The sequence below is a fragment of the Mycobacterium venezuelense genome, assembly GCF_054919535.1.
In genome coordinates this window covers 105411-129090 of sequence record NZ_JBONDW010000008.1, presented here as the reverse complement: position 1 = coordinate 129090, position 23680 = coordinate 105411, and the positions used below count along the sequence as shown (strand labels likewise).

The 23680-nt window shown below is 66.8% G+C and carries 23 protein-coding genes and 3 pseudogenes; 19 read left to right on the top strand and 7 right to left on the bottom strand.

The features are described from left to right. Positions 1-2 precede the first annotated feature (2 nt). Complete coding sequence (locus ACRCUN_RS15240) at positions 3-317, bottom strand: type II toxin-antitoxin system VapB family antitoxin (RefSeq protein WP_067852038.1); 315 nt, start codon at positions 315-317, stop codon at positions 3-5. Positions 318-508: 191 nt separating this feature from the next. On the opposite strand from ACRCUN_RS15240, the gene hrcA reads away from it, so the two are divergent. The 12 genes and pseudogenes from hrcA (at position 509) to era (ending at position 9877) form a co-directional block, all read left to right on the top strand. Continuing rightward, positions 509-1540 carry a heat-inducible transcriptional repressor HrcA gene (hrcA, locus tag ACRCUN_RS15235; RefSeq protein ID WP_462142470.1) on the top strand — a complete coding sequence of 344 codons (1032 nt, stop codon included), beginning with the start codon at positions 509-511 and terminating at the stop codon, positions 1538-1540. Positions 1541-1570: 30 nt separating this feature from the next. Continuing rightward, the gene (gene dnaJ, locus ACRCUN_RS15230) at positions 1571-2719 is read left to right on the top strand and encodes a molecular chaperone DnaJ (protein WP_462142469.1); all 1149 of its coding nucleotides are present in this window, start codon (positions 1571-1573) and stop codon (positions 2717-2719) included. A gap of 4 nt (positions 2720-2723) precedes the next feature. Further along, the gene (locus ACRCUN_RS15225; protein ID WP_462142468.1) at positions 2724-3473 is read left to right on the top strand and encodes a 16S rRNA (uracil(1498)-N(3))-methyltransferase; all 750 of its coding nucleotides are present in this window, start codon (positions 2724-2726) and stop codon (positions 3471-3473) included. A gap of 110 nt (positions 3474-3583) precedes the next feature. Then, positions 3584-4333 carry a hypothetical protein gene (locus ACRCUN_RS15220; RefSeq protein ID WP_462142467.1) on the top strand — a complete coding sequence of 250 codons (750 nt, stop codon included), beginning with the start codon at positions 3584-3586 and terminating at the stop codon, positions 4331-4333. 245 nt (positions 4334-4578) lie between these two features. Beyond that, positions 4579-4755: a hypothetical protein gene (locus ACRCUN_RS15215; protein WP_462142646.1), complete on the top strand. Its 177-nt coding sequence runs from the start codon at positions 4579-4581 to the stop codon at positions 4753-4755. A 156-nt stretch (positions 4756-4911) separates the two neighbouring features. After that, positions 4912-5622: pseudogene (locus ACRCUN_RS15210) on the top strand (PhoH family protein); the annotation flags it as partial. Next, positions 5611-6231 (top strand): annotated as a pseudogene (locus tag ACRCUN_RS15205) (LAGLIDADG family homing endonuclease); the annotation flags it as partial. The pseudogenes ACRCUN_RS15210 and ACRCUN_RS15205, both read left to right, overlap by 12 nt. Before the next feature lie 255 nt (positions 6232-6486). Next, a pseudogene (locus ACRCUN_RS15200) lies at positions 6487-6825 on the top strand (PhoH family protein); the annotation flags it as partial. After that, a complete protein-coding gene (gene ybeY / locus ACRCUN_RS15195) occupies positions 6822-7358 on the top strand; it encodes an rRNA maturation RNase YbeY (RefSeq protein ID WP_085148784.1) in 537 nt (178 codons plus the stop codon). The pseudogene ACRCUN_RS15200 and the gene ybeY, both read left to right, overlap by 4 nt. Further along, positions 7355-8671 (top strand): hemolysin family protein, encoded by a 1317-nt coding sequence (locus ACRCUN_RS15190; protein WP_462142466.1) that lies wholly within the window; start codon positions 7355-7357, stop codon positions 8669-8671. The genes ybeY and ACRCUN_RS15190 overlap by 4 nt, the downstream gene beginning before the upstream one ends. Continuing rightward, entirely contained in the window at positions 8664-8981 is a 318-nt protein-coding gene (locus ACRCUN_RS15185; protein WP_462142465.1) for a cytidine deaminase-like protein, read from the top strand. Before ACRCUN_RS15190 ends, ACRCUN_RS15185 begins: the two co-directional genes overlap by 8 nt. Beyond that, the gene (gene era, locus ACRCUN_RS15180) at positions 8978-9877 is read left to right on the top strand and encodes a GTPase Era (protein WP_462142464.1); all 900 of its coding nucleotides are present in this window, start codon (positions 8978-8980) and stop codon (positions 9875-9877) included. Before ACRCUN_RS15185 ends, era begins: the two co-directional genes overlap by 4 nt. Positions 9878-9880: 3 nt before the next feature. On the opposite strand, the gene ACRCUN_RS15175 is transcribed toward era, so the two are convergent. After that, positions 9881-10537 carry an MmpS family transport accessory protein gene (locus tag ACRCUN_RS15175; protein ID WP_462142463.1) on the bottom strand — a complete coding sequence of 219 codons (657 nt, stop codon included), beginning with the start codon at positions 10535-10537 and terminating at the stop codon, positions 9881-9883. Between the two features lie 90 nt (positions 10538-10627). Continuing rightward, positions 10628-12190, bottom strand: coding sequence for an amidase (locus tag ACRCUN_RS15170; RefSeq protein WP_462142462.1), 1563 nt, complete (start codon positions 12188-12190; stop codon positions 10628-10630). Between the two features lie 63 nt (positions 12191-12253). Between ACRCUN_RS15170 and recO the strand changes: the two genes are divergently transcribed. From recO to ACRCUN_RS15150, 4 genes are read left to right on the top strand one after another with little or no spacing between them, the layout of a single operon-like run. Further along, a complete protein-coding gene (gene recO / locus ACRCUN_RS15165) occupies positions 12254-13108 on the top strand; it encodes a DNA repair protein RecO (protein WP_462142461.1) in 855 nt (284 codons plus the stop codon). After that, complete coding sequence (locus tag ACRCUN_RS15160) at positions 13050-13937, top strand: decaprenyl diphosphate synthase (protein WP_462142633.1); 888 nt, start codon at positions 13050-13052, stop codon at positions 13935-13937. Before recO ends, ACRCUN_RS15160 begins: the two co-directional genes overlap by 59 nt. Continuing rightward, the gene (locus tag ACRCUN_RS15155; RefSeq protein WP_462142460.1) at positions 13937-14383 is read left to right on the top strand and encodes a hypothetical protein; all 447 of its coding nucleotides are present in this window, start codon (positions 13937-13939) and stop codon (positions 14381-14383) included. Before ACRCUN_RS15160 ends, ACRCUN_RS15155 begins: the two co-directional genes overlap by 1 nt. Next, on the top strand, positions 14380-14781 hold the full coding sequence (locus ACRCUN_RS15150) for an NUDIX hydrolase (RefSeq protein WP_462142459.1): 402 nt from the start codon (positions 14380-14382) through the stop codon (positions 14779-14781). Before ACRCUN_RS15155 ends, ACRCUN_RS15150 begins: the two co-directional genes overlap by 4 nt. A gap of 344 nt (positions 14782-15125) precedes the next feature. Here ACRCUN_RS15150 and ACRCUN_RS15145 read toward each other — a convergent pair whose 3' ends face one another. Together ACRCUN_RS15145 and ACRCUN_RS15140 are read right to left on the bottom strand one after the other, a co-directional pair. Next, the gene (locus ACRCUN_RS15145; protein ID WP_462142458.1) at positions 15126-15521 is read right to left on the bottom strand and encodes a Fur family transcriptional regulator; all 396 of its coding nucleotides are present in this window, start codon (positions 15519-15521) and stop codon (positions 15126-15128) included. Beyond that, complete coding sequence (locus ACRCUN_RS15140; RefSeq protein ID WP_067852068.1) at positions 15518-15886, bottom strand: ArsR/SmtB family transcription factor; 369 nt, start codon at positions 15884-15886, stop codon at positions 15518-15520. The genes ACRCUN_RS15145 and ACRCUN_RS15140 overlap by 4 nt, the downstream gene beginning before the upstream one ends. A gap of 98 nt (positions 15887-15984) precedes the next feature. Between ACRCUN_RS15140 and ACRCUN_RS15135 the strand changes: the two genes are divergently transcribed. Further along, positions 15985-17370, top strand: a complete 1386-nt coding sequence (locus ACRCUN_RS15135) for a glycine--tRNA ligase (protein WP_462142457.1) — start codon at positions 15985-15987, stop codon at positions 17368-17370. A gap of 9 nt (positions 17371-17379) precedes the next feature. Here the strand turns inward: ACRCUN_RS15135 and ACRCUN_RS15130 are convergent, their stop codons facing one another. Then, positions 17380-19407 carry a TPM domain-containing protein gene (locus tag ACRCUN_RS15130; RefSeq protein WP_462142456.1) on the bottom strand — a complete coding sequence of 676 codons (2028 nt, stop codon included), beginning with the start codon at positions 19405-19407 and terminating at the stop codon, positions 17380-17382. A 59-nt stretch (positions 19408-19466) separates the two neighbouring features. Between ACRCUN_RS15130 and ACRCUN_RS15125 the strand changes: the two genes are divergently transcribed. Next, the gene (locus tag ACRCUN_RS15125; RefSeq protein WP_462142455.1) at positions 19467-20741 is read left to right on the top strand and encodes a deoxyguanosinetriphosphate triphosphohydrolase; all 1275 of its coding nucleotides are present in this window, start codon (positions 19467-19469) and stop codon (positions 20739-20741) included. 6 nt (positions 20742-20747) lie between these two features. Here ACRCUN_RS15125 and ACRCUN_RS15120 read toward each other — a convergent pair whose 3' ends face one another. Continuing rightward, positions 20748-21692, bottom strand: coding sequence for a sensor domain-containing protein (locus ACRCUN_RS15120; RefSeq protein WP_462142454.1), 945 nt, complete (start codon positions 21690-21692; stop codon positions 20748-20750). Positions 21693-21758: 66 nt separating this feature from the next. Here ACRCUN_RS15120 and dnaG point away from each other — a divergent pair, with 66 nt between their 5' ends. Beyond that, complete coding sequence (dnaG, locus tag ACRCUN_RS15115) at positions 21759-23657, top strand: DNA primase (protein ID WP_462142453.1); 1899 nt, start codon at positions 21759-21761, stop codon at positions 23655-23657. Positions 23658-23680 lie beyond the last annotated feature (23 nt).

The following is a 23680-nucleotide window of genomic DNA, read 5'->3' as shown; positions in this document are numbered from 1 at the left end:
CGTCACGCCTGCGCAGGCACGACGGCGTCCATGTCGAACAACCGCGCGTGCAGGATCGTGCGGTTTCGCAGGGCTGCGCGAACGGCCCGGTGCAGGCCGTCTTCGAGATAGATGTCGCCACGCCACCGCACCGCGTGCGGGAACAGGTCGCCGTAGAACGTCGAGTCCTCCGACAGCAGCCGGTCGAGCGCCAGTACGGTCGTCGTCGTCACCAACTCGTCAAGGCGTAATTGCCGGGGCGGTATGCGAGACCAATCCCGGTAGGTCAGCCCATGCTCCGGATACGGTTTGCCCTCAAGTACGCCTTTGAAAATCATCGCAGGCTCACTTGCTGGACACCCGTGCACGGTTTCGGCATCGGCATGGGTGCTAAGGCTAATACTCGCGGGCCGATTTGCCACCGGTCGAATTTGTGCCGTCGTGGCTTTGTCGGCCCGACACGGTCGGTAAAGGTCCTGCTGGTAACCGTAAAATGAGTGCAGCGTAGCTCCGAAGGGCAGGTGAACACGTGAGTAGTGCCGACGACCGTCGTTTCGAAGTGCTTCGCGCAATCGTTGCCGACTTCGTGGCCACCAAGGAGCCGATCGGCTCCAAAACCCTGGTCGAACGGCACAATCTCGGCGTATCGAGCGCGACAGTCCGCAACGACATGGCCGTGCTGGAGGCCGAGGGGTACATCACCCAACCGCACACCAGCTCCGGCCGGGTACCCACCGAGAAGGGCTACCGCGAATTCGTCGACCGGATCGACAACGTCAAGCCGCTCTCGTCGTCGGAACGCCGCGCGATCCTCAACTTCCTGGAGTCCGGCGTCGACCTCGACGACGTGCTGCGCCGGGCCGTGCGGCTGCTCGCCCAGCTGACCCGCCAGGTCGCGATCGTGCAGTACCCGACGTTGTCGACATCGACGGTGCGCCATCTCGAGGTGGTGGCACTGACCCCGGCGCGGCTCCTGCTCGTCGTCATCACCGACACCGGCCGGGTGGATCAGCGGATCGTCGAACTCGGCGACGCGATCGACGACCACGGGCTCGCGAAACTGCGTGAAATGCTCGGCCAGGCACTGGAAGGCAAACCGCTCACGGCGGCGTCGGTGGCGGTGTCCGACCTGGCTACGCATCTCAACGGCAGCGACGGTTTGGCGGACGCGGTCGGGCGGTCGGCGACCGTCCTGGTCGAAACGCTCGTCGAACATGCCGAGGAACGGCTGCTGCTCGGCGGCACCGCCAACCTGACCCGCAACACCGCCGACTTCGGCGGCTCGCTGCGCTCGGTGCTGGAGGCCCTCGAAGAACAGGTCGTGGTGCTACGCCTACTGGCCGCCCAGCAGGAGGCAGGCAAGGTGACCGTGCGCATCGGTCACGAAACCGAGGCCGAACAGATGGCAGGTACGTCGGTCATCAGCACCGCCTACGGCAGTTCCGGCAAGGTGTACGGCGGGATGGGTGTGGTCGGTCCCACTCGAATGGACTATCCGGGAACTATCGCTAATGTCGCTGCGGTTGCTCTCTACATCGGCGAAGTTCTAGGCAGCCGGTAACCCCGGCACGAAAGGTCAGGCAAGGTCAGCGTGGCACGCGATTATTACGGCCTGCTCGGAGTGAGCAAAGGCGCGAGTGATTCCGAGATCAAGCGCGCCTATCGGCGGTTGGCACGTGAGCTGCACCCCGACGTCAATCCCGACGAGGAAGCCCAGAGCAGGTTCACAGAGATCCAGGTTGCCTACGAGGTGCTGAGCGATCCGGAGAAACGCCGCATCGTCGACATGGGCGGCGACCCGATGGAGACGGTCGGCGGCTCGGCCGGAAACGGATTCGGCGCCGGTTTCGGTGGTCTCGGCGACGTTTTCGAGGCGTTCTTCGGCGGCGGAACGGCCTCACGCGGACCGATTGGCCGTGTGCGCCCCGGCGCGGACTCGCTGCTGCGGATGCGGCTGGATCTCGAGGAATGTGCGACCGGGGTGACCAAGCAGGTGGCTGTCGACACCGCCGTGTTGTGCGACCTGTGCCATGGCAAGGGCACCAACGGCAAGTCGACGCCCGTCACGTGCGACACGTGCGGTGGTCGCGGCGAGGTCCAGACCGTGCAGCGATCGCTGCTCGGTCAGGTCATGACATCCCGTCCCTGCCCGGTGTGCGGCGGCGTCGGCGAAGTCATCCCCGATCCGTGTAACCGCTGCGGCGGCGATGGCCGGGTGCGGGCCCGCCGCGAGATCAGCGTCAAGATTCCGGCCGGTGTCGGCGACGGCATGCGGGTGCGGTTGGCCGCCCAGGGTGAGGTCGGGCCCGGCGGCGGGCCGGCGGGTGACCTGTACGTCGAGGTTCACGAGAAGCAGCACGACACGTTCGTCCGCGACGGCGACGATCTGCACTGCACGATCTCGGTGCCGATGGTCGACGCCGCGCTCGGCACGACGGTCAGCGTCAACGCCATCCTCGACGGCCCCACCGAGCTCACCATCCCGGCCGGTACGCAGCCCGGCGCGGTGACCACACTTCGCGGGCACGGCATGCCGCATCTGCGCTCGGGAGTTCGCGGCGATCTGCACGCCCACATCGACGTCGTGGTACCGACTCGACTCGACCACGCCGACATCGATCTGCTGCGCAAGCTGAAGGAGAACCGCGCCCGCGACACCGCTGAGGTGCGCTCGACGCAGGCTGCCGCGAGCTCGGGTGGCTTGTTCAGCCGGCTGCGCGAGACGTTCTCCGGCCGCTGACGCCGTGAGCGCAGCGCTTTTCTACGTCGACGCGCTGCCCGACGCGGGCGAACTCGCCATGGTCGACGGCGACGAGGGCTTTCACGCTGCCAACGTCCGCCGGATCCGCGTCGGTGAGCAGATCGACTTGAGCGACGGTGCGGGCACGCTCGCGCACTGCGTGGTCGAGGCCACCGCCAAGGGCACGCTGTCGGCGCGGGTGACCGAGCGGTTGTCGATACCAGCCGCCAATCCGGCCGTGACGGTTGTGCAGGCACTGCCGAAGTCCGACCGCTCGGAACTCGCCATCGAACTGGCCACCGAGGCGGGGGCGGATGAGTTCGTCGCATGGCAGGCGGCGCGGTGCGTTGCGCGCTGGGACGGGCCGAAGGTGGACAAAGGCCTGCGCCGCTGGGCTGCGGTCGCGCGGTCGGCGGCGCGGCAGTCCCGGCGTGCCTACATCCCCGGCGTCGACGGCGTGCTGTCCACGGCAGACCTGGTAGGCCGGGTGACCGACGCGGTTGGCGCCGGTGGCCTGGTGCTGGCCCTGCACGAGTCGGCCACCGAGCCGATCACCGAACTACCGCTGGCACAAGTGGATTCGCTGACGTTGATCGTCGGCCCGGAAGGTGGGATCGCCGATGAGGAGATCGCCGCGCTGAGCGGGGCCGGGGCACGGGCGGTGCGGCTGGGACCGTCGGTGTTGCGGACCTCGACGGCCGCGGCGGTGGCGCTGGGAGCGATCGGCGCGTTGACGCCGCGCTGGCAGTTCTAGCGCGTCCAGCCCGGGCGCAAATCGGCGTCACCGGCTGCCCCTGCCACGCCTTAGGCTGGCTTGGCCAGCCTGCTGTTCTGGGGTGGACAGCACCCGAGGAGGATCCGAAAGTGAGTTTGCCGCCCCAAGGTCCGCCGTATCCGTACGGTTCGCAGCCACCGTACGGGCGGCAGCTCCCGCAGTGGCCGCCTCCGCAACCGCCCCACTGGGCGGGGCCCCCGGGTATCCCACCGCCGTCGCCGTACGGGCAGCCAGGGCAATGGGCGCAGGCCGGTCCGCCACCGAAGAAGTCAGGAACACCCAAGCTGTTGATCGCGATCGTGGCCATCGCGGTGCTCGCGATTGCGTTCATGGCATACGGCGTTTTCTCGGTGGCCTCCGAGGGCAAGGTCCGGACCGCCCATTCGGCGAGCGATTTTTCGACCGTGTGCGAGGGTGACTCGCTGAGCAATGCCGCGGACTACCGCGAGCCGTACAACATCGCGGCCTTCTACGAAGGTCTCGGGATCGTCGACACCGCCTGGCTACCGGTGAAGGGCAACGAGTGGGCGGTGTCGGACGATTACCCGGACATCAATGTCGTCGCCTGCCTGGAGCGCAAGCTCGGCAGCGACGTGAAATCCACCACCTGTGAGGGCGATGACGGCGGGGACACGATCACCATCGATTACTACTCCGTCGAATACGAGCTCGAGTTCCGCGAAGCCAAGACCGGCAAGGTGATCAAGAGCGGGGACACGGTCTCCGGTACGGCCGGTGACTGTCCCTTCCTGGCCACGTACGACAAGAGCTCTCGGAAGATGTATGCGATGCCCGACGCCGATGCTGTCGCGGCCGCGCTGTCCGATTTCGCGGGCTGACGCCGGTAACCAGGCCCGATTTCGACGTGCGGGTCGTGGATTAGGCGCACCGAAAGCCCTGGTGTCGAAATCGGAGTGGGTGAGAGGTCACTTCCTGCCAACAGCCGGTCAAATGCTGCCAGTGGAATTACCGCGCTGACCTCTGTGTTCAACGAGATAGATCGGCACAACGGAGCGCCGGTACAGCGTCCGAACCGCGACATTCGCGCCACGGCTCGAACATCACTCGCAGATACGAAAGAAGCATGAACATCATGAAGAAGTTCGGATTCGCCACTGTCCTCGCCAGCGGACTGGCCGCTGCGGTTCTGGGCCTGGCCGGCCCCGCGCAGGCCGACGTGGGCCATCACGACTGGGTCAACAACATCGGCCCGCACGTGACCGTCCCGCAGGTGGACACCTCGGTTCACCAGAGCCACTGACCGACAGCGCAGGCTCAAAGGGCACCCCACGCGGGGTGCCCTTTGCCGTTGCGGCCTTAACCGTTGGGCCGCGTCGTTGACCAGCGCTAAACTCAGAACAGCAGTACGGCCACCAGAGCCGTCACGAGAACACAGAAAGCAGGCACGAAACCCCACGTGACGCCCCGCGACACGACCGCTGACTCGTCGGCCGCCGCTTCCGGATCGGTCCGCAGCAGCATCACTGTTCCGCCCGACATCATCGTGGGCCTGCTCGGCTCGGCCGACGAGAATCTGCGGGCCATCGAAAACCTTCTGACTGCCGATATCCACGTGCGCGGCAACGAAGTCACCTTCTCCGGCGAGCCGGCCGACGTTGCGCTCGCCGAGCGCGTCGTGGCCGAGCTCATCGCTGTCGCCTCCAGCGGACAATCGGTGACACCGGATGCGGTTCGGCACAGCGTCGCGATCCTCACCGGCACGGGTGAGGAGTCGCCCGCCGAGGTGCTGACGCTCGACATCCTGTCGCGGCGCGGCAAGACCATCCGGCCCAAGACGCTCAACCAGAAGCGCTACGTCGATGCGATCGACGCGCACACCGTCGTGTTCGGAATCGGGCCAGCAGGCACCGGTAAGACGTATCTGGCGATGGCGAAGGCCGTCAACGCATTGCAGACCAAACAGGTCAACCGCATCATCCTCACCCGACCCGCGGTGGAAGCCGGTGAACGCCTTGGCTTTCTGCCCGGCACGCTGAGCGAGAAGATCGACCCGTATCTGCGCCCGCTGTACGACGCGCTGCACGACATGATGGATCCCGAGCTCATCCCAAAGCTGATGAGCGCCGGGGTGATCGAGGTCGCGCCGTTGGCGTATATGCGTGGTCGTGCGCAGCCGTTGTTCGCCAAGGTGTTGACGCCCAGTGGCTTCCGGCCGATCGGCGAACTGAAGGTCGGGGACTTCGTGATCGGCTCGAACGGCTGCCCGACTGAGGTCACGGGTGTCTACCCGCAAGGCTTCAAAGAAATCTACCGAGTCCAGACGCAGGACGGAGCATCCACGCTGGCCTCCGGTGACCACCTATGGTCTGTCTACACGCGCGACGATCGACGCCGTGGAAAGCCGGCCCGGGTCCTGGAGACCAAGGAGATGATCGGCAATCTCCGTGCGGCCCACTATCACCGATACGAATTGCCGCTGCTGAGCGCTCCCGTGGTCTTCGAGTCGAAACCTGTTCCTATGGATCCGTATGCGCTCGGCCTGTCAGGGAAGAAGTCCGACGCCAAGTTCATTCCCGCGGACTATCTGTTCAACTCGGCAGACGTGCGACTCGCGGTCTTGCAGGGCCTGCTCGACACCGATGGGGGCCCGGTCACCCAAGAGGGCCGGACCTGCCGTATTCAGTACACGACCATTTCGGATCAGATGCGCGACGACGTTGCCTTCATCGTGGAGTCGCTGGGTGGCGTCGTGTACGCACGTACGCGGAAAGCCGAGGGCCGCAAGCCTGGGATGGCTCGCGGTCGCGAGGTCCATCACCGTTCCGATGCACACATCCTCGACATCCGCCTTCCTGCAGGGGTCGTGCCCTTCCGGCTCTCGCGCAAGGTTGCGAAGTACGACGCGACCGGTGGCGGCCGCCCGATGCGGTTCATCGAGCGCATCGAACCCGCCGGCACCGAGGAAGCCGTGTGCATCAGTGTGGCGGCCGAGGACTCGCTGTACGTCACCGAGGATTTCCTGCTCACCCACAACACGCTCAACGATGCCTTCATCATCCTCGACGAAGCGCAGAACACCACCGCCGAACAGATGAAGATGTTTTTGACCCGTCTCGGGTTCGGCTCGAAAGTCGTTGTAACGGGCGATATTACGCAGGTCGATCTGCCCGGCGGGGCGATGTCCGGATTGCGGGCGGCCATGCAGATCCTCGACGGTATCGAAGACATCCACTTCGCCGAACTCACAAGCGCGGACGTGGTCCGGCACCGCCTGGTGTCGGAGATCGTCGACGCCTACGCACGCCACGAGGAGCCGGCGATGCTCAACCGGGCCCAGCGGCGGTCGTCGAGCGGACGGCCCAGACGATGAGCATCGAGGTCTCCAACGAGTCGGGGATCGACGTCTCCGAATCCGAATTGATCAGTGTCGCGCGGTTCGTCATCGCCAAGATGGACGTGCATCCCGCGGCCGAGCTGTCGATGGTCTTACTCGACAGCGCGGCGATGGCCGACCTGCACATGCGATGGATGGACCTGCCCGGCCCGACCGACGTCATGAGCTTCCCGATGGACGAGCTCGAACCCGGCGGCCGCCCGGATTCACCCGAGCCCGGCCCGGCGATGCTCGGTGACATCGTGTTGTGCCCGGAGTTCGCCGAGCAGCAGGCCGCAAAGGCCGGCCATTCGCTGGGCCAGGAATTGGCCCTGCTCACGGTGCACGGCGTGCTGCATCTGCTGGGGTACGACCACGCCGAACCGGACGAGGAGAAAGAGATGTTCGCCCTGCAGCGTCAGCTGCTGGAGGAATGGGTCGCCGATCAGGTGCAGGCCTACCACGCCGACCGACAGAGCGATAAAGATCGGCAGCTGTTGGACAAATCCCGATACTTCGACCAACCGTGAGCGGGCTCTTACCCCTGTTCGGCGCGATCGTCCTGGTCGGTTTCGGCGGTCTGTTCGCCGCTATCGACGCCGCGTTGTCCACGGTGTCGATCGCCCGTATCGAGGAATTGACGCGGGATGAACGGCCGGGTGCGGCCCGGCTGGGCAGAGTCGTCGCCGAACGCCCGCGCTACATCAATCTCGTGGTGTTACTGCGGATTACCTGCGAGGTGAGCGCGACCGTGTTGCTCGTCGCGTTCCTCGACGGGCATCTGGGCGTGAGTTGGGGCCTGTTCGCCGCGGCGGCGATCATGGTGGTGACGAGTTTCGTGGCCATCGGTGTCGGCCCCCGGACCGTCGGCAGGCAGAACGCCTACACCATCGCGTTGATGTCTGCGCTTCCGCTGCAGGCCATTTCGGTGCTGCTCACCCCGATCAGCCGGCTGCTGGTGTTGATCGGCAACGCGCTCACCCCGGGCCGTGGTTTCCGCAACGGCCCGTTCGCATCCGAGATCGAGCTGCGTGAGGTCGTCGATCTGGCGCAGCAGCGCGGTGTGGTGGCCGATGAGGAACGCCGGATGATCCAGTCGGTGTTCGAGCTCGGCGACACCCCGGCGCGCGAGGTCATGGTCCCGCGAACCGAGATGGTGTGGATCGAAAGTGACAAGACCGCCGGTCAAGCGACATCGCTGGCGGTCCGTAGCGGGCATTCGCGCATCCCGGTGGTCGGGGAGAACGTCGACGACATCGTCGGCGTGGTGTATCTGAAAGACCTTGTGCAACAGACCTACTACTCGACCAACGGGGGGCGTGACACCACGGTCGCGCAGGTCATGCGGTCGGCGGTGTTCGTACCGGACTCCAAGCCGCTCGACGAGTTGTTGAACGAGATGCAGCGCGACCGCAACCACATGGCGCTGCTGGTCGACGAATACGGCGCGATCGCCGGCCTGGTGACCATCGAGGATGTGCTCGAAGAGATCGTCGGTGAGATCGCCGACGAATACGACACCGATGAGGTCGCGCCCGTGGAAGAGCTGGGGGAGCGGGAGTACCGGGTGTCGGCGCGATTGCCGATCGAGGATCTCGGCGAGCTGTACGGACTTGAGCTGGACGAGGATCTCGACGTCGACACCGTCGGCGGCCTCGTGGCGTTCGAGCTCGGGCGCGTGCCGCTGCCCGGCGCCGAGGTGTCCTGGGACGGACTGCGTTTGCGCGCCGAGGGCGGGCCCGATCATCGGGGCCGCGTGCGAATCAACACCGTGCTGGTCTCGCCGACGGAGTCCCCTGACGAGAATTCGCGTACGCGAGGAGGAGATCACCCGGATGACTGAACTCGACGCCGAGGACGCCAAGCTCGTGGTGCTGGCCCGCGGAGCGATGGGCCGCGCCGAAGCGGCTGCCGGGGCCGCCGTGCGCGACCAGGACGGCAGGACATACGCCGGTGCGCCCGTCGCGCTCGCCGCTCTGCAACTGACCGCGCTGCAGGCAGCGGTTGCGGCCGCGGTGTCGAGTGGCGCGACGGGGCTCGAAGCGGCGGTGCTGGTCGGCGGTTCCGCCGACGACGCGGGGGTGGCGGCGGTTCGCGAACTCTCGGCTGATGCCACGGTGATCGTCACGGACCGGGCCGGCACGCCGGTATGAGCGAGTTCCGTTCCGGCTTCGTCTGTTTCGTCGGCCGGCCGAATACGGGGAAATCGACGCTGACGAACGCCCTCGTCGGTAGCAAGGTCGCGATCACCTCGAATCGTCCGCAGACCACGCGCCACACCATCCGCGGCATCGTCCACCGCGAGAACTTCCAGATCATCCTCGTTGACACCCCCGGCCTGCACCGGCCACGGACCCTGCTCGGGCAACGCCTCAACGATCTCGTCAAGGACACCTACTCCGAGGTTGATGTCATCGGGATGTGCATTCCCGCCGACGAAGCTATCGGTCCCGGCGACCGGTGGATCTATCAGCAGATCCGCGCCGTCGCACCCAAGACCACGCTGATCGCCATCGTCACCAAGATCGACAAGGTGCCCAAGGACCGCGTGGCCGCGCAGCTGCTTGCGGTCAGCGAGCTGGTCGGTCCCGACACCGAGATCGTCCCCGTCTCGGCGACTTCAGGTGAGCAACTCGACGTGCTCACCGATGTCCTCGTCGCCCAGTTGCCGCCGGGACCGGCGTATTACCCCGACGGCGAGCTCACCGACGAGCCAGAAGAAGTGCTGATGGCCGAGCTCATCCGCGAGGCCGCGCTCGAAGGCGTTCGCGATGAGCTGCCCCACTCCCTGGCGGTCGTGATCGAGGAGGTCGAGTCCAGGGAAGGGCGTGACGACCTGATCGACGTGCACGCCATCCTCTATGTCGAGCGCGACAGCCAGAAGGGCATCGTCATCGGCAAAGGCGGCGCCCGGCTCCGCGAGGTCGGCACCGCGGCGCGCACGCAGATCGAAAAGCTGCTCGGCACAAAGGTTTATCTCGACCTGCGGGTCAAGATCGCCAAGAACTGGCAGCGTGACCCGAAACAGCTGGGGCGCCTGGGCTTTTGAGGTTCAGGGTCGGCTGAACACGCAGTGCGCGCCGCCGCCGATCGGCTGTTCGGCGACCACTTCGTTGTCCAGGGTTATCCGGCAGCCTTGTTCGCCGGTCTTGCCGACCGCGACCACCTGCAACAGCCCGACGTCCGGTCCGACCGTGGTGGTGCTCTTCCACGGAACCTGCGTGTTTTCGGTCGCCTTCCGGCCGCCCGGATCGACGTCGATGGAGTACACGGTGCCCGATCCGGTGATCTCGAAAACCACCGTTGAATCTCCGCCCGCCTGTGGTGTCGGCTTGGGTGCGTTGGCCTGCTTACGTGACGAGGCGGCAGCGTTGTCGTCGAACATCTGCTGGCGGAAATCGGGTGTGACGCAGATCGTGTCGCCGTCGAACGCCTCGCGCCACACGTAACCCTGAGCGCAGCTTTCCGGACCGTAGGCGCCGTTGGGATCTTTATGGGCTTTCGGGTTGGCATTCTGCTGGGCGACAGTCGAACGGATATCGGGCGTCACGCATACGGTGTCGCCAGACCGGGCCTCGCGCCACACGTAGCCCTGAATGCAGGTGTCGGGCCCGTAGGGGAGGGGCTCGGCTTGGGCTGGTGCGGGCACGGTGACGGCAGTGGCGGCGAGTGCGACGACGGCGAAGCGGGCCGGGTAGCTGGTGGACATGATCGCGCCTCCATATCGTGGGGGCATCCCGTTGATGCCGCCATGACACGAACGCTAGGAGCGCTCGGCCTGACCGGCGCGCGTAGTCGACTACTCGTTCTCGTTTGCCATGGCCAGCCGTCCCGGCGGCTGGCGAAGTGCGTTGACCGCCGCGACCGCCTGGGACACGTCGTAGTCCTCGGGTGTCTCGCCGTTGACCTTCTGCACGCGGTGACTGTCGGGGGTGTTCCACCAAACCGTGGGTTGTTTGGCGGCCCAACCGGTGATGGCTTCGAGCTCGGCCGCCAAGGAGATCAGCATGGGCTCGCTGTTGGCGGGGCCCATGAGCTGAATTCCGATCGGCAATCCTTCCGAGGTTAAGCCGGCGGGCACGCTGATCGACGGCCAGCCCAGCAGGTTCCACGGCCAGGTCATCGGGCAGGCCTGGATTGCCCTGCGTTCGGTGGCATACCAGCCCAGCCGGTCGAAATCGTGGGTGAGGGGCGGCGGTTGCGCCGTCGTCGGGGCGATGACGACGTCGACCAGATTGAAGATCCAGCCCATGCGCCGCTGCACATGCGCTTCGTGAGCTCGCGCCTTGCGCAGCACGTTCTCGGACAGCAGGCGGCCGATGCGCATGTTTGCGACGGTGCGGTCGTCGTACTCGATGTCACCGAGCCGGTAAGACCAGTCCAGTAGGCCGGCGGTGGACCGGGACAGAAAGTCCCACGACATCCGGACGCTGTACTTGGGGTCCTTCGCGACGACGGTGTGACCCAGCTGCCCGAGTTGGTCGGCAACCGTCTGCACCGCGGCGCGGATGTCGGGGTGCAGCTTCGCCCGGAAGCCGGTGAACGGCAACTTCGTCGACATCGCCACCCGCAGTGGGCCCGGGGCACGTCCGACGTAGTCGGCGGCCTGGATCGGCGGCGGCTTGTGCAGATCACCGTCGGCGTTGCCGGACGCGGCGTCGAGCACGAGGGCCGCGTCGGTGACCGTGCGGGCCAGCACACCGTTGACGGTGATGCCGTTGAACGCCTCGGGCAGCGGCCAGGTCGAGATGCGACCGCGCTGGGGTTTGATCCCGACCAGATGGGTCCACGCGGCCGGGATGCGCACGTTGCCCGCACTGTCCGAGCCGATGGCCGCGGCCACGAGGCCCGCCGCGACCGCTGCCGCGCTTCCGCCCGACGAGCCACCCGGGCTATGTTTGCTCGACCACGGGTTGCGGGTGTGGCCGAAGCCCGGCCCGCTCGTGAACGGCCATTGCCCGAGTTCGCACGTGTTGGTTTTGCCGACGATGACCGCGCCCGCGGCTCGCAGTCGACGGACGACCTCGGCGTCCGCGGTCGCGACGCGTGCGTTCCCATTCGTGCCGTAGCGGGTCGGAATACCTGCGATGTCGATGTCATCCTTGACCGCGATGGGGATCCCCAGCAACGGAAGCTGTTTGCCGGCTGCGCGATCTCGGTCGGCCCGGGCGGCATCGGCCATGGCCTGTTCGGTGAGCACAACGCGGAACGCGTTGAGGGTGGACTGGCTTGCGGTGATCGCATGCAGCGATCTGCGTACCAATTCGTCAGAGGTGATGGCGCCGCTGGCGAGTTGGTACAGCTGGTTCGTCAGGGTCGGGAAGAGCGTGGTGGCCGAGTCGCAAGTCGTAGATTTCCCCATCACTTTCGAGAATATCGGCGGTGCATAACGGAACTTGTCAGGCCATGATGCGAGACTGTCACGATGCGGCTGTATCGTGACCGGGCGGTCGTGCTGCGCCAGCACAAGCTCGGCGAGGCCGACCGGATCGTCACCCTGCTCACCCGCGACCACGGATTGGTGCGCGCGGTGGCCAAGGGCGTGCGACGGACCCGCAGCAAGTTCGGTGCACGGCTGGAGCCGTTTGCCCACATCGATGTGCAACTGCACCCGGGCCGCAATCTCGACATCGTCACCCAGGTTCAGGCCATCGATGCGTTCGCGGCCGACATCGTCAGCGACTACGGCCGCTACACCAGTGCGTGCGCGATGCTGGAGACCGCCGAGCGGCTCGCCGGGGAGGAGCGGGCGCCGATGCCTGCGCTGCATCGGCTGACCGTTTCGGCTCTGCGCGCGATTGCTGACGGGTCCCGTGAGCGCGAGTTGGTGCTCGATGCGTATCTGTTGCGGGCGATGGGGGTTGCCGGCTGGGCTCCGGCGCTGACGGAGTGCGCGCGATGCGCCGCACCCGGCCCGCACCGGGCGTTCCACGTCGCGGCGGGCGGCAGCGTGTGTGTGCACTGTCGGCCCAGCGGTTCGGCCACCCCGCCGCAGGCCGTGCTCGAGTTGATGTCAGCACTGCACGACGGCGACTGGGAGTACGCCGAGACGACATCGCCAGGGCACCGCAGCCAGGCCAGTGGCCTCATCGCCGCGCATCTGCAGTGGCATCTGGAGCGTCAGCTACGCACATTGCCTCTGGTCGAGCGCGTGTACCGGATCGATCGCACGGTCGCCGATCAGCGGGCGGCGCTGGTCAGGCAGGATATGGCGCATGGCTTTGAAGCGGGACGGGAAGCGGGACAAGACCACCTACCCACAGCTGCCCCCGGCGCCTGACGACTATCCGACCTTCCCGGACAAGTCGACCTGGCCGGTCATCTTCCCCGACATCCCGGCCGGCACCAACGGCCGCTTCGCCCGCCCGCCGCAGCACACCTCCAAAGAGGCTGCTCCGCAGATCCCGGCCGATCAGGTGCCCAACCACGTCGCGGTGGTGATGGACGGCAACGGACGCTGGGCCACACAGCGCGGGCTGGGCCGCACCGAGGGCCACAAGATGGGCGAGGCCGTCCTCATCGACATCACGTGTGGTGCGATCGAGATCGGCATCAAGCATCTGACGGTGTACGCGTTCTCCACCGAGAACTGGAAGCGCAGCACCGAGGAGGTGCGCTTCCTGATGGGGTTCAACCGCGAGGTGGTGCGGCGGCGTCGCGAAAACCTCAACGACATGGGTGTGCGGATGCGCTGGGTCGGCTCGCGGCCCAAGATGTGGCGCAGCGTCATCAAGGAGTTCGACATCGCCGAGCAGATGACGGTCGATAATGACGTCATCACCATCAACTACTGCGTGAATTACGGCGGGCGCACCGAGATCGTCGAGGCCACCAGGGCACTCGCCGAGGAAGCGGTGGCCGGCAAGATCAGCCCGAGCCGGATCACGGAAGCCTCGTTCGCTAAACACCTGCACCGCCCCGACATCCCCGACGTGGACCTTTTCATCCGTACCTCCGGCGAGCAGCGGGCCAGTAACTTTCTGCTGTGGCAGGCCGCGTACGCCGAGTTCGTATTCCAGGACAAGCTCTGGCCGGATTACGACCGGCGTGATCTGTGGGCGGCGTGCGAGGAGTACGTGAACCGCAACCGTCGCTTCGGCAGGGCCTGATGCCCGATCTTCTGCATCGGTTGTCCTCGGTGCTCGGCGAGGTGATGTCCGTCGTCGAGGAGGAGGACGACGCGCTGACCGTGACGGTCGACGGGTCGGTGGCGTCGGTGCGGGTGGTCGCGATTGCCGAGGACCTGGAGATGGTTTCGCTGACCCAGCCGTTGGCCTGGGATCTGCCGCTCAACAACAAGATTCGTGACCGCGTCGCCGCGCACGCCAGCCGCACGATGCTGGGCACGGTGGTGCTGGTCGAGAAACTGGTCGAGACACCCACCAACGGCGCGACGCCCAAGGGCGCGGTGCGCAAGGGGGCGGCCAAGAAGGTCGCCGACGTCATGCTGCGGTACAACTTCCCGGCCGCCGGGCTCACCGACGACGCACTGCGCACCCTCATCCTGATGGTCCTGGCGACCGGTGCGGACGTGCGCCGGGATCTCACATCGTGACTTCGGTCATCGGCATCGTCGCGGCCGTGGTCCTCGACGAGCGCAATCGCCTGCTCGTGGTCCGCAAGCGCGGCACATCCGCCTTCATGCAACCCGGCGGAAAGATCGAGCCCGGCGAAGAGCCGTTGCAGGCGCTCGCCCGCGAGGTCTACGAGGAACTCGGCACGGGCTTCGATACGACGACGGCTCGGGCACTGGGCCGCTACACCGCGGCCGCGGCCAACGAACCGGGCCACGTCGTCGACGCTCATCTCTATTCGGTCGCACTCGACGGCGCTCCTGCGCCCCAGGCCGAGATCGAGGAGATGGCCTGGGTTGATCCGCATGCACCCGGAGACATCCAGTTGGCGCCACTCACCGAACACACTGTGCTGGCGCTGGTGCGCAACCCGGTTTAGAAGCGGCTGGGTGTATCCGGTCGGCCCGCCTATCAGCGACAAAGTCGCGGAAAACGCTTCGTGCGTAACATCATTCGCTTCAGCCCCACGCCGTGGATAACAGCTGCCACTCATGGCCCGCTGGCCACGTGCGTCACGCGATTCGGCATGCCCGCCTTACAGCGACAAAGTCGCGCGCAGGGCGGACACCTAATAATTGAGGCCGCTGTGGCGCACCGACATAGGAGTGCTTAGTGTGATTGTGCCCATGAGGCTCATGCTCCCATTGGGACTGCTGAGACGATTTCCGCGACTTTGTCGCTAATAGCCGGGCGCACCGGTACCTGCCACCGAGACGCGTACGGCTATTTGGCGCCGACGCACTCACCGCACACGCCGAAGATCTCGATCGTGTGGCTGACGTCGGAAAATCCGTGCTCGCGGGCGACGTCGGCAGCCCACGTCTCGACGTCGGGACCCGACACTTCGACGGTTGAACCGCACGCGCGGCACACCAAGTGGTGGTGATGGTGTTCCGAGCACCGCCGGTACACGGACTCTCCGGTATCGGTCCGCAAGGTGTCGACGACGCCTGCGGTCGCCATGGCCTGCAGGGTGCGATACACCGTCGTCAAGCCGATGCCCTGGCCGCGGCGGCGCAACTCATCATGTAGCTCCTGGGCGGAGCGGAACCCGTCGGTCTCGTTGAGAAGGTCGGCAATGGCCGCCCGCTGGCGGGTGGACCGGACTGCGCCCGTCACCGGCGGTCCTCGCCGGCGTGCGCGACGGCGTCGACGACGATGTGTGCGAGGTGGTGATCGACCAGCCGATAGAGCACCTCACGGCCGGCCCGCTCGCTGGACACCACGCCGGCCTGTTTCAGGATGCGCAGGTGCTGGCTGACCAGAGGTTGCGGCACGCCGAGCGCGTCGACCAGTTCGTGCACGCACCGCTGGGACTGCTGGAGTTGCAGCACGATCGCGATTCGCAGCGGCGCGGCCAGCGCGCGCAGCAGCTCACCCGCGGTGTCGAGGACCTCGCGCGGCGGCAGTTCGGGAGCCGGCGCGCCGTGATGCTGATGCGCGTCAGCGTGCTGATCGTCTGCCAAACTGGAAATCGTTTTCATTATGCGGCCAGAATACATGCGCGTTGATGCATGTCAACAGTTCGGGCCGGTGCGGCGGATTATCAGTGGCAGGCCGCCGGTCGCTACGCTGTTGCACCGTGGCATCCATCATCGACACCGTTGCGAACCTGGCGAAACGCCGTGGCCTTGTCTATCAGTCGGGCGAGATCTACGGCGGCACCAAGTCGGCATGGGATTACGGGCCACTCGGTGTCGAGCTCAAGGAGAACATCAAGCGTCAGTGGTGGCGCTCGGTGGTCACCGGCCGCGACGACGTCGTCGGCTTGGACAGCGCCATCATCCTGCCGCGGCAGGTGTGGGTCGCCTCGGGTCACGTCGAGGTGTTCAACGATCCGCTGGTCGAGTGCCTGAACTGCCACAAGCGGCATCGGCAGGACCACATGCAGGAGGCGTACGCGGCGAAGAAAGGTCTCGATGACCCCGACGCGGTGCCGATGGACGAGATCGTCTGCCCGGACTGCGGCACCAAGGGCCAGTGGACCGAGCCCCGCGACTTCAACATGATGCTCAAGACCTACCTCGGCCCGATCGAGACCGAGGAAGGGCTGCACTATCTGCGCCCCGAGACCGCGCAGGGCATCTTCGTGAACTTCGCCAACGTGGTCACCACCGCACGCAAGAAGCCGCCGTTCGGCATCGGCCAGATCGGTAAGAGTTTCCGCAACGAGATCACACCGGGCAACTTCATCTTCCGCACCCGCGAGTTCGAGCAGATGGAGATGGAGTTCTTCGTCGAGCCGTCGACCGCGGGCGAGTGGCACCAGTACTGGATCGACACGCGCCTGGAGTGGTACGTCGATCTGGGCATCAACCGCGACAACCTGCGGCTCTATGAGCACCCGAAGGAGAAGCTGTCGCACTACAGCGACCGCACCGTCGACATCGAGTACAAGTTCGGATTCGCCGGTAACCCGTGGGGTGAGCTCGAGGGCGTGGCCAACCGCACGAACTTCGACTTGTCCACCCACTCACAGCATTCCGGCGTCGATCTGTCGTTCTACGACCAAGCCACCGAGACCCGCTTCGTGCCTTACGTGATCGAGCCCGCGGCGGGCCTGACGCGTTCGCTGATGGCCTTCCTTGTCGACTCCTACACCGAGGACGAGGCGCCCAACGCCAAGGGCGGTGTCGACAAGCGCACGGTGCTCAAGCTCGACCCGCGGTTGGCGCCGGTCAAGGCGGCCGTGCTGCCGTTGTCGCGCAACGCCGACCTGTCACCGAAGGCCCGCGACTTGGCCGCCGAGCTCCGCAAGAGCTGGAACGTGGAATTCGACGACGCCGGCGCGATCGGCCGCCGCTACCGCCGTCAGGACGAGATCGGCACACCGTACTGCGTGACAGTCGATTTCGACACGCTCGAAGACAACGCGGTCACCATCCGCGAGCGCGACGCCATGACCCAGGAACGCGTCGCACTCGACAAGGTGTCCGACTACCTGGCGGTGCGGCTCAAGGGCTGCTGAGCCGCGCGCTCAGAACCGGCCGCCGCCGCCGCTGTAGCTGCGGCCGGACGAGCGGGATGCCCCGCCGTAGGACGTCGGCCGGCCCATGCCGCGGCCGCCGCCGAACCCTCCGCCGTAGCCCCCGCCGAACCCTCCACCGCCGGAGAAGCCGCCGCGGAGGATGTTGCCGATGATGATGCCGCCCAGCACCGCGCCCATATCGGACCCGCCGCCGCCCCCGTAATGCGACGTGTAGGAGCGCTGCGCCGCGCGCACGTCGTCGTTGGCCAAGCCCTGCGCCTGAGCGGCCAGCGTCGAGGCCCCATTGGCATGCGCGACAGCCTCATTGGGATTGCTGGCGCGTTTGGCCTCGGCGGCCTGCAGCTGTCGGCCCGCTTCGGCGAGCCTGGTACGCGCCTCCGGGCCGATGCTGCCGCGCCGCGTCTCGATGAAGTCCGACACCGCTTTGATGCGCGACTGGGCGGTGAACAGTGCCTGCTCCAGCGTGCGCGCCAGGCGTTCTGCGGCTTCGCGTTGTTCGTGCACGCTGGCGAGTAGTTGGTCGAGGTTGGCGTCGGCCTGCGTCAACCGTGTGAATGTGCCCAGCGGGTCGGCGTTGCCGTTGGCCCTGGCGTCGTCGGCGGCTTTGGCGGCCGCGTCGCGGGCGGTCGAGAGCTTGTCGGTCTGTGGCGTACCCGCTTGTGCCAGGAGGGTATTCGCCTGGTCGATACCGGCCTGGATGTCGGTGATCGCGGCGGGAAGCCCGGCCAGCGCCCGATTGATGTCGGTGGCCGCGCTGTCGACCGCGTCCAGCAGGGTGCGGGCCTGATCGAGCGCGGACTCCGCCGCACGTACCGAGTCGACCAACCCGGTCTGATCGCCTGCCGGCCGGGCCACCAGATTGCGGGCATTGCTGATGTTGCGGTCGGCGAACGCCAGCCGTTCCTTGGCGGCGTCGACGTTGCCTGCCACCGAACTGAGTGCGGAGGCGTCGAACTGCTTGTGCAACCCATCGAGCGTCTGCGCCGACGGATTCATCCGCGCCGTCAGATCGACCATCTGTTGCGTCATGGTGTCGAGCCGCGCCGGGGCGTTGATCACCAGGTCCCGCAGCTGCTCGAACGCCTGGCTCTGCGCATCGAGTTCACGGTCGGCCCTTGCCGCCGCCACGACGACCCGGGTCAGCAGATCGCGTTGTTGCAGCGGTGTCTCAGGCGCGTCGTCGTCGAGGATCTGGCGCACGTTGAACGCTTGCGCCAGGGCGGTTTTCGCGTTGGACAGAGCCCGGCTGAAGGGTTCGGTCTGCTTGGGGCCGAACTCTTCGACTGCCAGTTCGAGTTCGGCTTCGCTGGTACGCACCGCGTTGTCGACGTCGACGACGATCGAGCGGGAGAGCTCGTCGAGCGCTTCCAGCGGCACCGTCGCAAGCGCATTGGCGTCGGTCGGGTCGACGCGTTTCGCGGCCTCGAATTCGGCCTTGCGGCGCTTGGCGCGGCGCCGGCGCGACCACCACCAGAGCAGTCCGCCCGCCACGAGCAGCACGCCGAGGGCGATCAACAGCGCAGGCCACGACACACTGGATTGCGGCGCGGCCGGTTCGGCGTTCAGATTGTTGGCGGCCGCGATCGCTGCGCCCGCCCAGTCGTCGCGCCGCAGCGCCGGTTCGATGTTGTCGCGCCGGATCTCCTCGGCTCGGGAGTTGCCGCCGGGAAGCGTGTCCGGAACCTGGAATGCGAACGAACGCGCTCGCGTGGCGACCGCCAGCAGCGCATCGTCGTCACCCAAGTCGCTCAACTGCATCGTGTTCTGTGCCCAGCCGAGATGATTCTGGTCGGAGAAATCCTCGACGAACACGACCCACAGCTGGATGCGGCGGTCGTCGTAGAGCTGGTCTAGGGCTCGTTGCACGCCGGCGCGCTGGGAACTCGAGAGGGCGCCCGCGTTGTCGGTGAGCTGGGTCGCGAGCCGCAGTGGTGGTTCGGCCGCGGCGCCGGGCGCAGCGAGCAACGCGGTTATCAGTATCGCGAGCAGCATGCTGAGCAGACGGGCGATGCGCATGACGGTCAATCTAATGCGCTGCACGGGTTGGGCGGCGTGTCCTGGCAGACTGTGCCCCGGTGAACGCGGTAAGGCACGACCACTATGACGACTTCGACCGGCAACGCTTGGTGGCCGAAGCGCCGAAAGGTGCTGCGCTGCCCGGGACCGATGCCGAGCACCGCACCGACTTCGCCCGGGACCGGGCGCGGGTGCTGCACAGTGCCGCGCTGCGGCGGCTGGCCGACAAAACGCAGGTCGTCGGACCGCGGCAGAGCGAGACCCCACGGACTCGCCTGACGCATTCGCTTGAGGTGGCCCAGATCGGTCGCGGCATGGCGATCGGCCTCGGGTGCGATCCCGACCTCGTCGACCTGGCCGGGCTGGCCCACGACATCGGGCACCCGCCCTACGGTCACAACGGCGAGCGTGCGCTCAACGAGATCGCCAACGCCTTCGGCGGGTTCGAGGGCAATGCGCAGAACTTCCGGATCCTCACCCGGCTTGAGCCGAAAGTCCTTGACGGCGAAGGCCGTTCGGCGGGTTTGAACCTGACGAGAGCCGCGCTCGACGCGGTGACGAAATACCCGTGGCGGCGATACGGCGGCCGCAAGAAGTTCGGGTTCTACGACGACGACCTCGACGCCGCGGCCTGGGTGCGCGACGGTGCGCCTGCCGAGCGGCCGTGCCTGGAAGCGCAGGTGATGGACTGGGCCGACGACGTCGCCTACTCCGTGCACGACGTCGAGGACGGCGTGATCTCGGGCCGCATCGATCTGCGGGTGCTCGCGGACGCCGACGCCGCCGAGTCGCTCGCGCGCCTGGGCGCCGAGTCCTTCCCGACGGTGACGCATGACGAACTGCTGGCCGCCGCACAGCGTCTGTCGGAGATGCCTGTCGTGGCGGGCGTCGGCAAATACGACGGAACGCTTGCGGCCTCGGTCGCGCTCAAACGCCTGACGAGTGAGCTCGTCGGCCGGTTCGCGAGCGCGGCGATCACCGAGACCCGGGAGGTGGCCGGTGACGGCCCGCTCAAGCGTTTCGACACCGATCTCGCGGTGCCGAACCTCGTGCGCGCCGAGGTCGCGGTGCTCAAGATGCTGGCGTTGCAGTTCATCATGTCCGACCATCGGCACCTGCAGATACAAGCGGACCAGCGCACGCTCATCCATGAGGTGGCCCTGGCGCTCTGGGCACAGGCACCCGGCAGTCTCGACCCGCAGTTCGAGCCGGAGTTCACCGCGGCCGACGACGACGGTGCCCGGCTGCGGGTGGTGATCGACCAGATCGCGTCCTACACCGAGGGGCGGCTGGAACGAGTGCACGAAGCGCGCTCGCCACGGCCGTTGGACTGAAGAACCTCAGGCGCCGATCTTGTCGGCAATCGCCCACGCCACGTCGACACCACTCGTCTCGGGGTTGGCGACCTCGGTGGATTTCCCGTCGTCGAACGAGATCTCGGTCTCGACCAGGTAGCTGCCTGCGACCGTGACGGCCCGGGCGTTGGGACTGGTCTGCGCATTCCTGGTGCGCCCGAACAACACCGTCGCGGCCAGCGTCGTCTCCTCGGTCCGGATATCGGTGATCTTGTGCGTCAGGTGCCCGGCATCGGGTATCTCGGTACCCCAATAGGTGACGGTCTGGCCGTCACAGCGTTGCCACGTCGCCTTGATCTCATCGAAAACCGCCTGAGCCTCCTCGGGCGTCGACAGTTCGATGACGGCCTCGTCGACCTTCCTGACCACCCCGTCGGAGCCGCGCCAGACTTGACGCGCGAAGTCCTGCACATCGGCGTCGGCGTAACCACTCCTCTCGGCCACCACGACGGGACCGATGCAGTCGTACGGTTCGGCACCGGCCTGGGAACTCGAGGTCTCGGCCATGTCGTCGATGCCGCCCTCGACGGCGTCTTGGGGGACGGGTTCGAACGTCTCGCCGAGCAATTCACCGAGTTCGCTCCCGGTCAAGAGCAACTGCTTGGCCGACTTGTCGCTCTCGGCCGCGGACGTCCCCGACGTCGCAGGGTTGTCCGACTTGCCGGGTAGCACCGCCCACACCACCACCGCGACTACTGCGGCAACGATCACGCAGTAGGAGATGGTCAGTCCGGCCACCGCCCGCCCGCGACCCCGCTCGCGACGTTTCTTGATCTGTGTCAGCGCGAGGTGGCCGAGTACGGCGCCGACCGGGGCGAACACGAAGCCGAACACGATCGACAGCGTCGACAGGGGATTGACCGGTGCTGCGGGTGGCGGCGCCGAAAAGGTGTGTGGTGGCGGGGGCCCGCCGTATCCGCCGAAGCTCATCTGCGTCCCTCCCCGCCGCGGGCAAACCCGTTCAACCGGAGTTTCCGGCACGCATAGACTAGGCCGGTGGCCGGCCGGATTCCTGATCGCGATATCGCGGCCATCCGTGACAAAGTCCGCATCGAGGATGTCGTCGGCGATTACGTGCAGTTGCGGCGTGCCGGTGCGGACTCGATGAAGGGGCTGTGCCCGTTCCATGACGAGAAATCACCGTCGTTCCATGTCCGGCCCAATCACGGTCACTTCCACTGCTTCGGGTGCGGCGAGGGCGGTGACGTCTACGCGTTCGTCCAGAAGATCGAGCACGTCAGCTTCGTCGAGGCAGTCGAGCTCCTGGCCGACCGCGTCGGCTACACCGTCACCTACACCGGCGCGTCGACCACGAACGTGCAGCGCGACCGCGGCAGCCGCAGCCGCTTGCTGGCGGCCAACGCCGCCGCCCAGGAGTTCTACGCCGAGGCTCTGCAGTCAGACGAGGCCGCCGAGGCCCGCAAGTACCTGACCGAACGCAACTTCGATGCCGCAGCGGCCGCCCAGTTCGGCTGCGGGTTCGCCCCGTCGGGGTGGGACAAGCTGACAAAGCACCTGCTGCGCAAGGGTTTCGAGTTCAAGGAGCTGGAAGCGGCCGGGCTCAGCCGGGAGGGTAAGCGCGGCCCGATGGACCGGTTCCACCGTCGCCTGCTGTGGCCCATCCGGGTGTCGTCGGGCGAGACCATCGGCTTCGGTGCGCGCCGGTTGTTCGACGACGACCAGAACCAGGCCAAATACGTCAACACGCCGGAGACCGTGCTCTACAAGAAGTCTCAGGTGCTGTTCGGGCTCGACCGCGCCAAGCGCGATATCGCCAAGGGCCATCAGGCCGTCGTCGTCGAGGGCTATACCGACGTGATGGCCATGCACCTGGCCGGGGTGACCACCGCGGTGGCCTCGTGCGGGACCGCGTTCGGTGACCAGCACCTGTCGATGTTGCGGCGACTCATGATGGACGACAACTTCTTTCGCGGTGAGTTGATCTACGTGTTCGACGGCGACGCCGCAGGCCGGGCCGCGGCGGTCAAGGCGTTCGAGGGGGAGCAGAACCTCGCCGGGCAATCATTCGTGGCGGTGGCGGCCGACGGTATGGATCCATGCGATCTGCGGTTGCGTTCCGGTGACGGCGCGCTGCGGGATCTGGTGGCCCGACGAACACCGTTGTTCGAGTTCGTGATTCGCAGCGCGCTCGCCGAACACGACCTCGACAGTGCCGAAGGCCGCGTGGCCGCGTTGCGCCGGTGTGTGCCGATGGCGGCCCGGATCAAAGACCCGACACTGCGAGACGAGTACGCCCGCCAGCTCGCCGGCTGGGTCGGCTGGGACGACGTGGCACAGGTGATCGGGCGCGTGCGCGAGGAGGCCAGCGGTGGCCGCCGCGACGGCCGTCGTGCCGGCGCCGAGCCGCAGGCCCGGCCCAAACCACCCCCCGTGCAGCGGCCTGACCCGAGCGATCCCACACTGTGGCCGCAGCGGGAGGCCCTCAAGGCCGGCCTGCAGTATCCGGCGCTTGCCGGTCCGGTGTTCGACTCGCTGACCGTGGAGAGCTTCACGCATCCGGGCTATGCCGCCGTGCGCACCGCCATGGAGGCGGCAGGTGGCACAGCGTCGGGCGCGTCCGGGGCGCAGTGGATCGAAGCCGTGCGCGAGCAGACGTCGTCTCCTGCGGCCGCGAGCCTCGTCAACGAGCTCGGCGTGGAAGCGATCAACGTCGAAGACGACGAAAAGCTCCCGCGCTACATCGGCAGCGTGCTGGCCCGCCTGCAGGAGGTCTGGGTGGGCCGTCAGATCGCCGAGGTGAAGTCCAAGTTGCAACGGATGTCGCCGGTCGAGCAGGGAGACGAATATCACGCACTGTTCGGTGACCTCGTCGCGATGGAGTCCTACCGCCGCAGCCTGCTGGAACAAGCGAGCGGCGACGACCTCACTGCGTGACGGCTCACATCACGATAAGGTGG